The sequence below is a fragment of the Streptomyces sp. TS71-3 genome (genome assembly GCF_018327685.1).
GTDB lineage: Bacteria > Actinomycetota > Actinomycetes > Streptomycetales > Streptomycetaceae > Streptomyces.
On record NZ_BNEL01000003.1, the window covers coordinates 784,209 to 797,984 of the forward strand.

Annotated in this window: 11 protein-coding genes and 2 tRNA genes; 6 read left to right on the forward strand and 7 right to left on the reverse strand. The window is 74.1% G+C overall.

What is annotated here, in order from left to right:
• The first annotated feature begins 116 nt into the window (after positions 1-116).
• Positions 117-872: a sulfite exporter TauE/SafE family protein gene (locus Sm713_RS27745; protein ID WP_212912775.1), complete on the forward strand. Its 756-nt coding sequence runs from the start codon at positions 117-119 to the stop codon at positions 870-872.
• Positions 873-1,068: 196 nt separating this feature from the next.
• Here Sm713_RS27745 and Sm713_RS27750 read toward each other — a convergent pair whose 3' ends face one another.
• Complete coding sequence (locus tag Sm713_RS27750) at positions 1,069-1,488, reverse strand: protein phosphatase (RefSeq protein WP_212912776.1); 420 nt, start codon at positions 1,486-1,488, stop codon at positions 1,069-1,071.
• 136 nt (positions 1,489-1,624) lie between these two features.
• Between Sm713_RS27750 and Sm713_RS27755 the strand changes: the two genes are divergently transcribed.
• Complete coding sequence (locus tag Sm713_RS27755) at positions 1,625-2,044, forward strand: TIGR03668 family PPOX class F420-dependent oxidoreductase (protein ID WP_249416732.1); 420 nt, start codon at positions 1,625-1,627, stop codon at positions 2,042-2,044.
• A gap of 13 nt (positions 2,045-2,057) precedes the next feature.
• Here Sm713_RS27755 and Sm713_RS27760 read toward each other — a convergent pair whose 3' ends face one another.
• Both Sm713_RS27760 and Sm713_RS27765 read right to left on the reverse strand, forming a co-directional pair.
• Positions 2,058-3,281 (reverse strand): DUF1152 domain-containing protein, encoded by a 1,224-nt coding sequence (locus Sm713_RS27760; RefSeq protein ID WP_212912778.1) that lies wholly within the window; start codon positions 3,279-3,281, stop codon positions 2,058-2,060.
• A gap of 86 nt (positions 3,282-3,367) precedes the next feature.
• The gene (locus Sm713_RS27765) at positions 3,368-3,586 is read right to left on the reverse strand and encodes a hypothetical protein (protein WP_212912779.1); all 219 of its coding nucleotides are present in this window, start codon (positions 3,584-3,586) and stop codon (positions 3,368-3,370) included.
• A 186-nt stretch (positions 3,587-3,772) separates the two neighbouring features.
• Between Sm713_RS27765 and Sm713_RS27770 the strand changes: the two genes are divergently transcribed.
• Positions 3,773-3,982 (forward strand): hypothetical protein, encoded by a 210-nt coding sequence (locus Sm713_RS27770; RefSeq protein ID WP_212912780.1) that lies wholly within the window; start codon positions 3,773-3,775, stop codon positions 3,980-3,982.
• Between the two features lie 6 nt (positions 3,983-3,988).
• Positions 3,989-4,159, forward strand: coding sequence for a hypothetical protein (locus Sm713_RS27775; protein ID WP_212912781.1), 171 nt, complete (start codon positions 3,989-3,991; stop codon positions 4,157-4,159).
• A gap of 139 nt (positions 4,160-4,298) precedes the next feature.
• Here Sm713_RS27775 and Sm713_RS27780 read toward each other — a convergent pair.
• Both Sm713_RS27780 and Sm713_RS27785 read right to left on the reverse strand, forming a co-directional pair.
• Positions 4,299-4,371, reverse strand: a tRNA-Arg gene (locus Sm713_RS27780).
• 418 nt (positions 4,372-4,789) lie between these two features.
• Positions 4,790-4,880, reverse strand: a tRNA-Ser gene (locus Sm713_RS27785).
• A gap of 194 nt (positions 4,881-5,074) precedes the next feature.
• Between Sm713_RS27785 and Sm713_RS27790 the strand changes: the two genes are divergently transcribed.
• Together Sm713_RS27790 and Sm713_RS27795 are read left to right on the forward strand one after the other, a co-directional pair.
• Positions 5,075-5,521, forward strand: coding sequence for an SSI family serine proteinase inhibitor (locus Sm713_RS27790; protein ID WP_212912782.1), 447 nt, complete (start codon positions 5,075-5,077; stop codon positions 5,519-5,521).
• A 442-nt stretch (positions 5,522-5,963) separates the two neighbouring features.
• Positions 5,964-10,430, forward strand: coding sequence for a PAS domain-containing protein (locus Sm713_RS27795; RefSeq protein ID WP_212912783.1), 4,467 nt, complete (start codon positions 5,964-5,966; stop codon positions 10,428-10,430).
• A gap of 140 nt (positions 10,431-10,570) precedes the next feature.
• On the opposite strand, the gene Sm713_RS27800 is transcribed toward Sm713_RS27795, so the two are convergent.
• Together Sm713_RS27800 and Sm713_RS27805 are read right to left on the reverse strand one after the other, a co-directional pair.
• Positions 10,571-12,238 carry a long-chain fatty acid--CoA ligase gene (locus tag Sm713_RS27800; protein WP_212912784.1) on the reverse strand — a complete coding sequence of 556 codons (1,668 nt, stop codon included), beginning with the start codon at positions 12,236-12,238 and terminating at the stop codon, positions 10,571-10,573.
• Between the two features lie 210 nt (positions 12,239-12,448).
• Positions 12,449-13,129: a SigE family RNA polymerase sigma factor gene (locus tag Sm713_RS27805; protein WP_249416733.1), complete on the reverse strand. Its 681-nt coding sequence runs from the start codon at positions 13,127-13,129 to the stop codon at positions 12,449-12,451.
• Positions 13,130-13,776 lie beyond the last annotated feature (647 nt).

A 13,776-nucleotide genomic window follows, 5' to 3' on the forward strand; every position in this document is an offset into this window, starting at 1 on the left:
ATGCCGTTGGATGCTCGTCATACGTCGCAGCCGGGCCGGGAGGCACGCGCGCGACGGACAACAGGGCAGCCGTCCCGACGCACGGCCAGGGACACAGGTCCCGGAGGGAGGCACGCATGACGCCCTGGGAGATACCCGCAGTGTTCGCCGCGGGGCTCGCCGCGGGTGCCGTGAACACGGCCGTCGGCTCCGGCACGCTGATCACCTTCCCGGTGCTCCTGGCCACCGGCCTGTCCCCGGTGACGGCCACGGTCTCGAACGCGCTCGGCCTGATCCCCGGCTCCGTCAGCGGCGCGCTCGGCTACCGTGCCGAACTCCGCGGCCAGCGCCGCCGGCTCCTGCGGCTGTGCGCGGGCGCCCTGGTGGGCGGGCTCGTGGGGGCGACGCTGCTGCTGACGCTGCCCGCGTCGGCGTTCGAGACGATCGTGCCGGTGCTCGTCGGCGCCGCCCTGGTCCTCGTCGCGTTCCAGCCCCTGATCGGTCGTCGCGTCCGGCGCCGCCGCGAGAACTCCCCCTCCCGGACCCGGCCGGACGGCGGCCCGCTCCTGCTCGTCGGCCTGACCCTCGCCAGCGTCTACGGCGGCTACTTCTCCGCCGCCCAGGGCGTCATCTACGTCTCGCTGATGGGCATGACCCTGGACGAGTCCCTGCAACGCCTCAACGCCTACAAGAACGTCCTCGTGGCCACCGTCAACGCCGTCGCCGCCCTCTTCTTCCTCGCCGTCGCCCACTTCGACTGGCCGTCCGTCGCCCTCATCGCCCTGGGCTCCGCCCTCGGCGGCCGGGCGGCCCGCCGCCTCAGCCCCCGCGTGCTGCGCACCCTGATCGTGACGGTGGGCACGGTGGCGCTCATCCAGCTCGTGCGGGGGTGAGGGGTGCGGTCGACCGGGGGCGGCCCCCTCCCGGCAACCGTGGGAAGCGTCCGGCAACCGGAGGAAGCCGTCCCAGCTGAAGGGCCGTCCGAGCCGAAAGGCCGTCCCAGCCGAAAGGCCATCCGAGCCGAAGGACCCCCGAAGGGCCATCCCAGCCGAAAGGCCGTCCGAACCGAAGGGCCCCCGAAGGTCCGCCCTACCCGAAGCGCCGCACGAACCGCCGTTGCCACGGTGTCTCGACGGCGCGGCGGGCGTAGTGCTCCCGGACGTACCCGACGGCCCGGTCCGCGGGCACCCCGTCCAGGACGGCCAGGCAGGCCAGGGCGGTGCCGGTCCTGCCGTACCCGCCGCCGCAGGCGATCTCCACCCGCTCGGACGCGGCCCGGCGCCACGCGTCCCGCAGCGCGTCGGCCGCCTCGGCGCGGTCGGCCGGCAGGCGGAAATCCGGCCAGCGCAACCACCGGCTCCCCCACGCCACGGCCTCCGGCTTTCGCCCCAGCAGGTACAGCCCGAACTCCGGAGCGGGCCCCTCCGGTATCCCCTGCCGAAGCCCCCGGCCCCGAACCGTCCGCCCCGACGGCAACCGCATGACGCCCTCGGCCGCCGGCTCCCACATCCCTGTACGCACGTCAGCACCCACCCCGGCGAGGGTATCCCCGGGTCCAGGGGTTTGCGGGTCCACCCGGGGCAGCCGGCGTGGGGCGGTGGATCGAACGGCGGCGGCCGAGGTGCCCACCGGGTACGTTCGTGCCGTGGACCTGTCCCCCGCCGAAGCCCGCGACCGCTTCACCGCCTGCCCCGTCGCCCGCCTGGCGACGGCGGACGCGGAGGGCGTGCCGCACCTCGTGCCGATCACGTTCACCGTGCAGGACGACATGATCCACACCGCGATCGACCACAAGCCCAAGCGGACGACCCGGCTCCGCAGGCTGCGGAACATCGAGGCGAACCCGCGCGTGACCGTCCTCACGGACCACTACTCCGACGACTGGACGTCCCTGTGGTGGGCCCGCGCCGACGGCCGCGCGGAGATCCACCACACCGGCGAACCGCACAGCCGCGCGGTCGCGCTCCTCAGCCGCAAGTACCCCCAGTACGCGGCGACGCCGCCCAGGGGCCCCGTGATCACCATCCACGTCGAGGCATGGAGAGGCTGGACCTCGGCGGGGTGAGGCGCTCCGCCCGTCAGCCGGTGGGAGTACGGACCTGCTGACCGCCACCGCCATCGTTCTCACCATCGCTGTCGACTGAGATCCGCCACAGCGGCGCCGCGTACTGCTCGGGCCGGCTGTCGATCAGGAGGCGGCGCAGGTCCTCGCGGAGGGAGCCGTCGAGTCCCAGGTACTCGGTGATGCGGCGGAACGTGGTGTGGGTGACTCCGCGGTCACGGGCGCCGGCCTCGAACCGTTCGAGCCGGGAGAGCACCGCCCGCGGATCCAGCTCGGCCGGTACCCGCTCCCGTAGCCGTTCCCGTTCCCGTTCCTTCAGCCGCTGGGCCTTCTCGCGCTCGTAGTCGATCTCCGAGTAACCGCAGACCTCACGGCTGCACGCCTCGGCCTCGTCCAGGCTGGTGGTCGCGGCGAGGGCGAGGGCGAGCCGGTTGCGGAGGAATGCCGCGTCGAGGCCGGCTTCGCGCACCGTGGGTCCTTCGCCGGTGAGGGCCACGGGAAGGCCCGCGTCGCGCATCTCGCAGGTGCCCCGCACTCCGCGGGCCGTCGCGGCGAGCATCCCGGTCGCCTCCGACGGGTGCCATTCCAGGACGGGGCCGACGGCGGCCACGTTCTCCGGGGTGAAGGTGTGGACGACGGGGCCGAGCCGTTCGCGCACCGTGTCCGGCGGCAGTTCGCCGTCCAGACCGGGGCCGGCCACCAGCAGGCGCACGGGCGCGTCCAGCAGGCGGCAGGCGGCGAGCGTGAGCGCGTCGGCGAGCGGGCTCTTGAGCGTCGGCTCGTCCCCGCGGGCCAGGATGTCGCCGCCCACGTCCAGCAGGTCGATCGACTCCGGCGCCAGCAGGCCCACGAGTTCCCGGAGCTGCCGCACCACGCCCTCGGCACCGCGGTACGGGTCGAGCAGCGCGAACGTCTGCGGAAGCTCCGCCGCGAGCCGGGGCAGGGTGGACCCGGCGGGGGCGACCGGCCGAGCGCCGGCAGGCACGGCGCTGACGCCCGGGGTGAGCGCGTCGAGCCCGTCGAAGTGACGCGCGCCCCGGGGGCCGGGCACAGGGTCGATCAGGAGCCGATCCCACGCGTATGTAAGAACGACGGCGGGCTCCGCACGACCTCCGCTCCGGTCATCGCCACCGCCGCCATCACCACCGCTGCCGCCACCGCTCCCGTACAGGGCGACGTCGAGCATGGCGGCCGCAACGGCGTCGCCCCCACCACCCGCTGCGATGATCAGCCGCGTCATACCCCCAGGCTACGGGCCCGGCCCACGGACCACACCGCCCGCGGACCACCCCGCTCAGGCCGGGCCCCAGCCAGGGGGTCGGGGTCCTACTTCCCCACAACGACGTTGGGGCTCCAGTTGCCGGCCTCGACGACGGAATCGGTGGAATTGGGACTCCAGTTGCCGGCGTCGACCGTGCTCGTGGTGCCGGACGATTCCCCGTGGCTCCCCGTGGCCGTGATCCCCGCCCAGGCACTGGCGCCCAGGGCCACGGCGACCGCCGCACCCGCAGCCATGCTCCGCACAACGTTCCTGGTCCTACTCATAGTGCCCTCCCTCGGATCCCAGAACGAGCTCATGAAAGACGAACCGAGCCGTGAGACGCCCAGCCTCGCCGGCACGGTTCCCGCAGGAGACCGGGCCGACACCCCGATCACATGGCGCCCGGTTTCACGTAATACATTGCGCCAGCCCCCCACTCCGGCACACCGAACCATGCGTGAGGAATGCGTATGAACCCCCCGTCCCTGCCGGTCGCCGCGTGGTGTGCCATCGCCGCGGCGTCCTGCGTGATCTACCTGACCGTGCTCAGACGCTGGATGCCCACACCATCGACCCGGACCCAGATCTCCCTGGGGCCCCTGCTCGGCGCCGCGATCTTCGCCGAGGCGTACTCGGGCCGGCACATGCCCCTCTCGGCAGCACTGGGCATGGTCTCCTGAGCCCTGTTGGGATTCCCGCTGTCCATGCTGTGGCACCACCGCGAGCTGGCACGCCGCATCCTGGAGTGGGAGCGGAACGGCAGCAGGCCGGGCGAACTGCTGGCACCCACTGCCATGATGATCCTCTGGCTGATAGCGGTACCGGGCATGGCCGCTCTGGGCTGGTGGCTGGGGTGAGACTCCGCTTCGCGGAAGGGCGTCAACGGAAGTCTCGACGGCGCTGCGGCCCCCGCTGTACGCCGGGTGCGCGACCGCTGATGTCACCCGTTGATGTCGAAGACCCCCTGGGATGATCCCAGGGGGTCTTCGACCTGTGTGCACTCGGAGGGATTCGAACCCCCAACCTTCTGATCCGTAGTCAGATGCTCTATCCGTTAAGCTACGAGTGCCTGTGTTCTCTTGTGTTTCTGCTCATTTTGGCCGGAGTCCGAACCCCGTCCGCTGCGCGGGAACAACATTACATGACCCGTGCCGTCAGGCGAAATCCGTTTGGCTCACCCGGTCTGACCTGCGATTTGCTCCCTGGACGGGGGACTTCCGGTCTGCCCCCGCCGGACCGCGTGGCACCCCTCGCGGGCGCCGCGTGCCGGCCGTCCCGGGTCGTCCCGGGTGGCGCACGCCACCCCTTTCGAGCGCCGCGCCGACCGTCACGGGCCTGCCCCGAACGGGCCCCCGCCGGACAACCGCGGACGGCCCCTGCCGGCCGTCGACGGCCCGGATATGCCAGCCGTCGACGACCCAGCCCCCCCACGCGACCGGACACGCCGAAGCCCCGGCCACTGGGACCGGGGCTTCGGAATGGCGGAGCGGAGGCGGAGGGATTTGAACCCTCGATGGGGTTTAAGCCCCAAACCGCATTAGCAGTGCGGCGCCATAGACCGGACTAGGCGACGCCTCCAACCTCGCCCGCGCAAGCGCGGTGCGAGCAGATGATGACACAGCCGAGCGGGCTGTCACCAATTGGCCCCTACGGTACTAGGCAGGCAGGCCACAGAGCAAAGCCCATTCGGCGCGCAACGTCTCGGGGCGCCCGGCGTTAGACGCGGTGAAGCCGCGTACGCCCCCGGCGTACCCGTAACCCCTGGAGCCGCCATGCTGCACCGTCTCGCCCTCACCGCCGCCGCGTCCCTCGCCGCCGTGGCCGCGGTGCCCGCCCCGGCCCACGCCGACGCCGCGCCTGCGCTGAGCCTGGCGCCGCTGTTCGCCGACCACGACACACTCACGGTCACGGTGACCGACGCGGGCCCCGGCATCGACGGAACGTACCGCCTCGACTGCCGCCCGAACGGCGGCACCCATCCCAACCCCGTGGGGGCCTGCGGCAGACTCGGGGAGCTGTTCCAGAGCGGCCAGGACCCCTTCGCCCCGCCTCCGGAGCGCAGCGCCTGCACCCTCCAGTACGGCGGTCCGGCCAGCGCGCGCGTCACGGGGACCTGGCAGGGCCGCCCGGTGGACGCGCAGTTCAAGCGCACGGACGGCTGCGAGGTCAGCCGCTGGAACGCGCTCGTTCCGGTTCTACCGTCGGTAACGGCGAGCTGACGCTCCGCTCCGGCACCCTTCCGTTTCCGGTGCCGGTCCGCCCCGGAGCCCGCCCACCACACCACCCACACCCATCCAACACTCCACGCACACGCCCGCACCCCGCCCCACAACCCCCACTCCGCTCCACCCCGCCCCATCCCGCCCCACACCGCGCTCCACCTCGCACACCCCTCCCGCACAACCTCAATCCCCCAGACGGCACCAAACAACCCCACCCCCCACAAATGCACCCGACACGTCACCGTGGCCGTCGAGGGCGCCATGACCAGGCACGGGTTCCCGGAAGCACAGCTTCCGCGCGTGCCCTCCCCGCAACACCCGCTCATCCGACGTCGCGAGCGCAACCGCTGCCCGTAGACTCCCTGGCGTGACACGCCGCGGGCAGAGAGGCAAGATGACCCGGGCGGCCGGTACGGAGCGGTAACAGGGAGGATGGGTCGTGAGCAGCAGGCCATCCCGAGGCGCTGCTCGCCTCGCAGCCATACTCGACGCGCTCCCGGACGCGCTGGTGCTCGTCAACGCCAACGGCACCATCGTCAACGCCAACACCATGGCCCTGGACTTCCTGGAGGCCCCGGGCACCCGCCTCGTGGGGCGCGGGCTGCTCGACCTGCTGCCGCACTTCGACTCCGCGCTGATCCCCGGTTCCATGCGCCGCCCGGACAGCATCGACGACAGCGGCCGCACCAAGCCGACCCGGATGCTGGCCCGCCGCACCGACGGCAACGAGATCGCCGTCGAGGTCACGAGCGCGAACCTGGAGCGCGGCCAGACGGCGTACGAGACCCACGGCTACACCGGTGACGAACTGCTGATGCTGGTGGTGCGCGACCTGTCGGGCACCCTCGACACCGAGGCCGAACTCGCCCGTTCGCAACGGCAGACGGAGATGATCCTGCGCGCCGCGGCGGAGGGCGTGGTCGGCACCGACACCGACGGCCGCGTCGTGCTCGTCAACCCCGCCGCCGCGCAGATCCTCGGCTACCGCGCCAGCGACCTCGGCGGCAAGGAGCTGCACACCCTCGTCCTGCACTCCCGCGCCGACGGCGCCCCGTTCCCGTACGGGGAGTCGCCGCTCGCCGACACGCTCAGGTCCGGGCGCAAGCACCGGGTGCGCGGGCAGGTGCTGTGGTCGAAGAAGGGCGAGCAGGTCGCGGTCGACCTCACCACCGCCCCCGTGCGCGACGGCGACCAGCTCGTCGGCGCCGTGCTGACCTTCACCGACCGGCGCCCGTACGACACGCTGGCCGCCGAGAAGGAAGAGGAGGAGACCCGGCACCGCGACGAGCTCGCCCGGGTCCGCGAGGAGCACGCCGCGGAGCTGGCCGAGCTGCGCGAGCGGCACGAGGCCGAGCTGGCCGGGCTCCGCGAGGAGCACGCGGAGGCGTACGAGGCCACCGTCGAGGCGCACGAGGAGGAGCTGGCGGTCGAGAAGGACCGCTACGCCGCCCTCGCCGAGCGCGAGAAGGACCGCTACGAGGCCCTGGACGAGCGGCACGAACAGCTCCTCGCCGTGCTCGGCGGCTCGCTGAGCGGCCCGCTCGACGAACTCCGGGGCGAGCTCTACACCCTGGCCCAGGACGACGGCGGCCAGCTCTGGCCCGAGGCCAACCAGGTGCTGCACCACCTCGCCGCCGGCTACTCCCGCATCACCACCCTCGTCAGCAACGTCCTGCACTACCAGCGGCTCGACGCGGGCACCGACCAGCTCTACAAGCGCCCGGTGCTGATCGACGGCGTGGTCGCCGCCGGCGTGGACGGAGCGGTCGAGCTGATCGGTCCGGGGCGCGCGCAGTTCGCCGTGCACGCCCCGCCCCTGGAGGCGTCGGTCGACCCCGACCGGCTGGCGACGGCGCTCGCCCACCTCGTCGCCGACGTGGCGGGCGTGGACGCCACCGGCAACGCTCCCGTCACCTCCGGCGGCTACATGGACTCCACGATCGTGGTGGCCGCCGCCCAGCGCGGCGACGTCGTACGCATCGAGGTGCGCGGCCCGTACCCCGGCGGGGACCTGGTGCACGAGCCGATCGTGCGCGGCATCGTGCGGGCGCACGGCGGCGTGTTGCAGACCCACGAGGTGCCGGGCATGAGCGGCACCGCGTACGTCCTGGAGGTGCCGATCGGGGGCTCGGGCGCGCCCAGCGGGTTCGGCGCGGTGGCCCCCGGAGGCTCGGCCGGGATGCCCGGAGCGCAGTACCCGGGCGCGGGCGCCGCCCTGGGCGACCCCTCGCACGGCGCGGGCGCCCCGTACGGCGGGGATCCCTCCGCCTACGCCGGCGCTTCGGCGTACGCCGGGGACACCGCGGGCTACCCCGACGCCGCCCCCGCCGGCGGAGCGCTGGCCCTCCCCCCCGCCGCACCCGCCCCCGCCCAGGAGGAGCCGGGCGCTGCACTGGCACTGCCGCAGCAGGCGACGGGCGGACGGCGCAGGGCGCGCCGGTCGTCGGTGGACTCGTTCCTGGAGAGCGGCACGAGCGGCACGAGCGGGTCGAGCGGGTCGAGCGGTCCTGGCGGCGGCGCGGATGACGCGACGGGGCCCGAGGGCCCCCAGGGGGAGGAAGCCCCGGCGGGCGACGGGACGGGCGGATCCGGCGCGCCCGCGACCGGTGGCACCGGGCGGCGCCGTGGCCGGCGCGCCGAGGAGCGCCAGGAGTCCGCGCAGCCGGCGAGCACGGCGCCCACCCCGTCCGGTGGCACGGGCCGCAGGCGCGGCCGGCCCGCGGAAGGTGCCGTCTCGACGGCCTCGGAGCATGCGCCGGGCTCGGCGGCCCTGGGAGCCGCGGTTCCCCCGCAGGGAGTACCGCAGGACGCGCCCGCCCCGAAGGGACGGCGGGCGCGCCGGGCCTCCTCCGAACAGCAGGGGGAGTCCGCGCAGCCGGCCCGGCCCGCACTGCCCGCACCCGCGCTGCCCGCCGGGCCGTCCGCCGGTGCGGCGGGCCCCGCCCAGACGCCTCCGGGCGCACCGGTTCAGGTGCCGCCCGGCGGGACGCTTCCCCCGGGCTCACCGGTCCCGCTGACCAAGCCCTCCGGTCCGCCGGCGGGTGGGGGCGCGCCGGGAGCGGGCGGGACCGAGGGCGGCGCGTCGGCGCATGCCGCGGCCGGGAGTGCCGCCGGGCGCCGTGGCCGCCGGGCGCTCACGCCGGCGGGGGACCGCGCACCTGCGGAAGTCGCCCCACCGCGCGCCATGTTCGCGCTGCCGCCCGCCGAGGCGGACCGCACCGACACCGATGCCTCCGCAGGCCACGCTGCCGCGCTGCGCAACCCCTCCGAGGACCACACCCCCCTCGAACCCCACCCGTTGGAGCCCACCGGCCGCCGCCGTACCGGAGGCGGCCGTCCCGGACACCAGCCGGACCCGCGCGTCGACCCCCGGGTCGGCTCCGCGCCGCCGGGGTCCGGCCGTTCCCGGCACTCCACCGGGGCCGGGGCCACGGGGGCGCCCGCGCACCCTGCCGCCCAGTCCTGGCCCGGCGCGGCCACGGGCGACACCGGCGCGCCCGAGCCGCCCCCACCCGCCCCGTCCGGCCAGCGCGCGCGCCCCGCGCTGCCCGCCGGTCCCACGGCGGCCCCGCCCGGCGCACCGCTGCCTCCCGAGCGCGGCGGCCGGCGACCGGCCGCACGGGGCCCGGCCCAGGGCGGCGCCCCGGACCCGGACGCGTCACAGGGGCGCTCGATCAGCGTCCGCACCCTCGGGCAGGGCGTGCCGTTCGCCCGGCAGGTCGGCGAGCGGGCCGGCGGGGGCGGGCAGTCGGGACCCCCGTCCGGGCCCTCGGTCTCGCCGCTGGGCGCGGTCCCGTCCCGGCAGACCCCGGCCCCCGGCGCGACGCCTCCCGGTCAGCCCGGCGCCCAGCCGCCGGGGGCCACCGGGCAGTCCCCGGCCACGCAGGCGCCCGGCAGCGCGGGCCAGAGCCAGGCCGCCGCGAAGCGCCGCAAGCTCGGCAACCGCGACACCGAGGGCGGTCAGGGCGGCCAGCCGTCGCTCGGCTCGGGACGGCCCGGCTCCCAGACGCCGCCTCCCCCCGCCGCGCACACCCGCCTGGCGTCCGCGTCCGAGGGCGCAGGCCGCTCGTACGCGATCGGCGCGCCCGACGAGGACGCCGACGAGGGCCCGGAGCCGCTCGACGGCCCCGGCGGCGCCGTGGAGGTCTCCGACCAGCCCGCGCCGCAGCCGCTGGACGACGAGCTGCCGCCGGAGCCGCTGGACAACCCCCGCCGCCTGCTCGTCTGGCCCGCCCCCGACGTCTACACCGAGCAGGCGCTGAGCGACCGGGGCTACCGCCCGGTGATCGTGCACTCCCGCGAGGAGGTCGACGCGCAGATCGCGGCGTTCCCCGCCGCGCTCTTCGTCGACCCGCTGACCGGCCCGATCACCAGGACCGCCCTCCAGTCGCTGCGCCAGGCGGCGGTCGCCGCCGAGGTGCCCGTGCTGGTCACGGCCGGCCTGGGGCAGGCGACCCGCGACGCGGCCTACGGCGCCGACCCCGCCGTCCTCCTCAAGGCACTCGCGCCGCGCGACAGCGAGCAGCACCCGCCGCGGGTACTCCTCATCGAGGAGCACGCGGAGATCGCGGTCGCCCTGACCGCCGCCCTGGAGCGCCGCGGCCTCCAGGTGGCCTGCGCGACCAGTGACGACGACGGCGTGGCACTGGCCGCGCAGATGCGCCCGAACCTGGTCGTGATGGACCTGATGCAGGTACGCCGCAGGCGCGCGGGCATCATCGACTGGCTCCGCGCGAACGGCCAGTTGAACCGCACCCCCCTCGTCGTCTACACCGCCGCCGTCGACCAGGCCGACCTGCCCCGCCTCGCGGCCGGCGAGACCGTCCTGTTCCTCGCGGAGCGCTCCACCAGCGGCGAGGTGCAGGCACGGATCGTGGACCTGCTGGCGAAGATCGGGACGAACTAGGGCGGGTCCCCGGGAGGGTAGGGCGCGGACGGGCTCGTCCGTGGCGGTGCCATGACAGTCGCGGTGCCTTGCCGGTGCCGGTGCCTTGCCGGTGCGATTGCCTTGCCGGTGCCGGCACCGGACGAGCCTCGGCCCCGCGCTCAGATCTGCGAGACGTCCAGCTCCCCGTCCGCGTACTGCCGTCGCAGTACCTTCTTGTCGAACTTGCCGACGGAGGTCTTGGGCACCGCCTCCAGCAACGTCCAGCGCTCGGGGATCTGCCACTTCGCCAGCCGGTCGGCGAGGAACTCCCGCAGGGCGGTGAAGTCGGCGGTGGCGCCCTCCTTGAGGACGACGGTGGCGAGGGGACGCTCGCCCCACTTGTCGTCGGGGACCGCGACGACGGCCGCCTCGGCGACGTCCGGGTGCGCCATCAGCGCGTTCTCCAGCTCGACGGAGGAGATCCACTCGCCGCCGGACTTGATGACGTCCTTCACACGGTCCGTGAGGACGAGGTAGCCGTCGGGGCTGATCGTGCCGACGTCGCCGGTCTTCAGCCAGCCGTCCTCGCTGAACTTGTCCGCGGGCCGCAGGGGCTCGCTGTCCTGGCCGCCGTAGTACGCGGCGGTGACCCAGGGCCCGCGCACCTCAAGCTCGCCCGCCGACCGGCCGTCCCACGGCAGCCGCTTGCCGTCGGCACCGGTCAGCCGGGCCTCGACACCGGCGGGGAACCGTCCCTGGGTGATCCGGTACGCGAACTCCTCGTCGGTGCCGGCCGCGTGCGCCGGCGTCCGCGCGACCGTGCCGAGCGGGGAGGTCTCCGTCATGCCCCAGGCGTGGGAGAGCTTCACCCCGATCTCGTCGAAGGCCGCCATCAGCGCGGGCGGGCAGGCCGAACCGCCGATGGTGACCGTCTTGAGGGAGCTGACGTCCCGCGGCCGCTCCCGCAGCTCGGCCAGCAGCCCGTGCCAGATGGACGGCACCGCGGCGGCGTGCGTCGGCCGCTCCGTCTCGATCATCTCGGCGAGCGGCCCGGGTTGCAGGAAGCGGTCCGGCATCAGCATGTTGACGCCGGTCATGAAGGTGGCGTGCGGCAGCCCCCAGGCGTTCACATGGAACTGCGGCACCACCACCAGGCTGGTGTCGCTGTCCGTCAGCGCCATCGACTCGGTCATGTTGGCCTGCATGGAGTGCAGGTAGATGGAACGGTGCGAGTAGACGACGCCCTTCGGGTCGCCGGTGGTGCCGGAGGTGTAGCACATCGCCGCGGCCTGGCGCTCGTCCAGCTCGGGCCAGTCGTAGGCGGTGGCCCGGCCCCCGATCAGCTCCTCGTAGTCGTGCACGCGGGGCCGTACCGGGCCCTGCTCGATGGCGGCGTCGAGCACGGCCGTCTCGCCCGGGCCGGAGACGACCACGTGCTCGACCGTGGACATCTTCGGCAGCAGCGGCGCGAGCAGCGGGAGCAGCGAGCCGCTCACGACGATGACGCGGTCGGCGGCGTGGTTGACGATCCAGACCAGCTGGTCGGCGGGGAGCCGGAGGTTCAGGGTGTGCAGGACGGCGCCCATGGCGGGGACGGCGAAGTAGACCTCGACGTGCTCAGCGCCGTTCCACATGAGGGTCGCCACACGCGCGTCGCCGCGTACCCCCAGCTCGTCGCGGAGTGCGTGCGCCAGCTGCGCCGCCCGCGCGCCGACCTCCGCGTAACTGCGCCGGTGCGGCTCGCCTTGACCCGTCCATGTGCTGACCCGGGACGCACCGTGCACCAGCGTGCCGTGCCGGAGTATGCGGGTGACGGTCAGCGGTACGTCCTGCATGGTGCTGAGCACAGCAACCTCCCGGGCGGCGTCGCGACACATGCCGGCGACGCCACCGGTTCACGCACGAGCGACTGCTCCCGCGTCCGGGGCGCCTACGCGGCAGTAGGGGTGCGGCGATTGTCCGTGCATACCGGCCGGTATGTCACTACCCGTGGCAATGATCGATCATGATGGCCCGCCCGGTCTACGGCCCGCCCGGGTCTACGGCCCGCCCGAGTCTCAGGCGGCCGGGCTCAGCTCGGGGTCCTCGCGGAGCTTGCTCAGCGCACGCGAGACCGCGCTCTTGACCGTTCCCACCGAGACCCCCAGCACCTCCGCGGTCTGGGCCTCGCTCAGGTCCTCGTAGTAGCGGAGCACCACCATGGCGCGCTGCCGCGCGGGCAGCTTGACTATCGCGCGCCACATGGCATCCCGCAGCGCCTGGCCCTCGGCGGGATCCTCGCCCGGGACCCTCTCCGGCTCAGGCAGTTCCTCACAGGCGAACTCGTCGACCTTCCGCTTCCGCCACTGCGAGGTGCGCGTGTTCAGCAGCGCACGGCGGACGTAGCCGTCCAGGGCGCGGTGATCCTCGATGCGGTCCCAGGCGACGTACGTCTTCGTGAGCGCCGTCTGCAACAGGTCCTCGGCGTCGGAGGGGTTGGAGGTCAGCGACCGGGCGGTGCGCAGCAGTACGGGACCGCGGGCGCGGACGTAGGAGGCGAACGAGGGGTAGGTGTGCCGCGCCGCATAGGCTTCGTGCGCCGTGCGCGCCGTGCGCACAGCAGGAGTCCGCGCCGGGCGCACCCGGTGCGCCGCGGGGGCCACGGAGGCCCCGGTCGCCGCGGGAGCTTCCGTGCTCCCGAGGGCGTGCCCCGTGGTCGTAGCGGTGCTGGTGCGAACTGGCGCCAGAAGAACGGTCATGGCACCACGCTAGATTCGGACCCGTTCTCGCGGATCGGCCGAAGGTCCCGAAGAGCTGTCCCCCTCAGGTTGTAGGAGGGGGGCTGCCCCCACCTCCTGAGGGTGGAGGCGGGCACTACACCCCTTGGGGGTCGACCCTGACACCCCACCGAGGACCGGCCCTGAGTGCCCGGCAACCCGCGTGAACGGGAGCGTGCCCCGGAACGCGATCGTGCGGCGACGCTCAGCGCGCCGCCGCACGATCCCTCACACCACCCCCATGAACGACCCCCGCTCACCACCTCCTCGACACACATCCCCAACACGCGACTCTCGGAATTCCCCTGCGCCCTGCGCGGAGCCGATGACCCGGGACGGGTCGCCACCCGAACCGGACCCGGGGCCCTCCGCAGGCCTATGACCTATGACCTGTGACCTTGAATGACCTTGAACCGCCGGACTGCTCCGCACGGTTCCCCACGACTCCCCTACTCCGCTCCCCGCAACCACCTCTGCTTCCTCTCGACATCTCTGTCGACATCTCTCTCGACAGCCCTCTCCCCCGTATCCCTTGCGCTCCGCTTCCGTCGCGCTCCCCCGCCCCTGCCTGCCCGCGGACCTCTGGTCACCGGCCCCCACACCGGCTCCCCGCGCCTCGGAACTCCCGG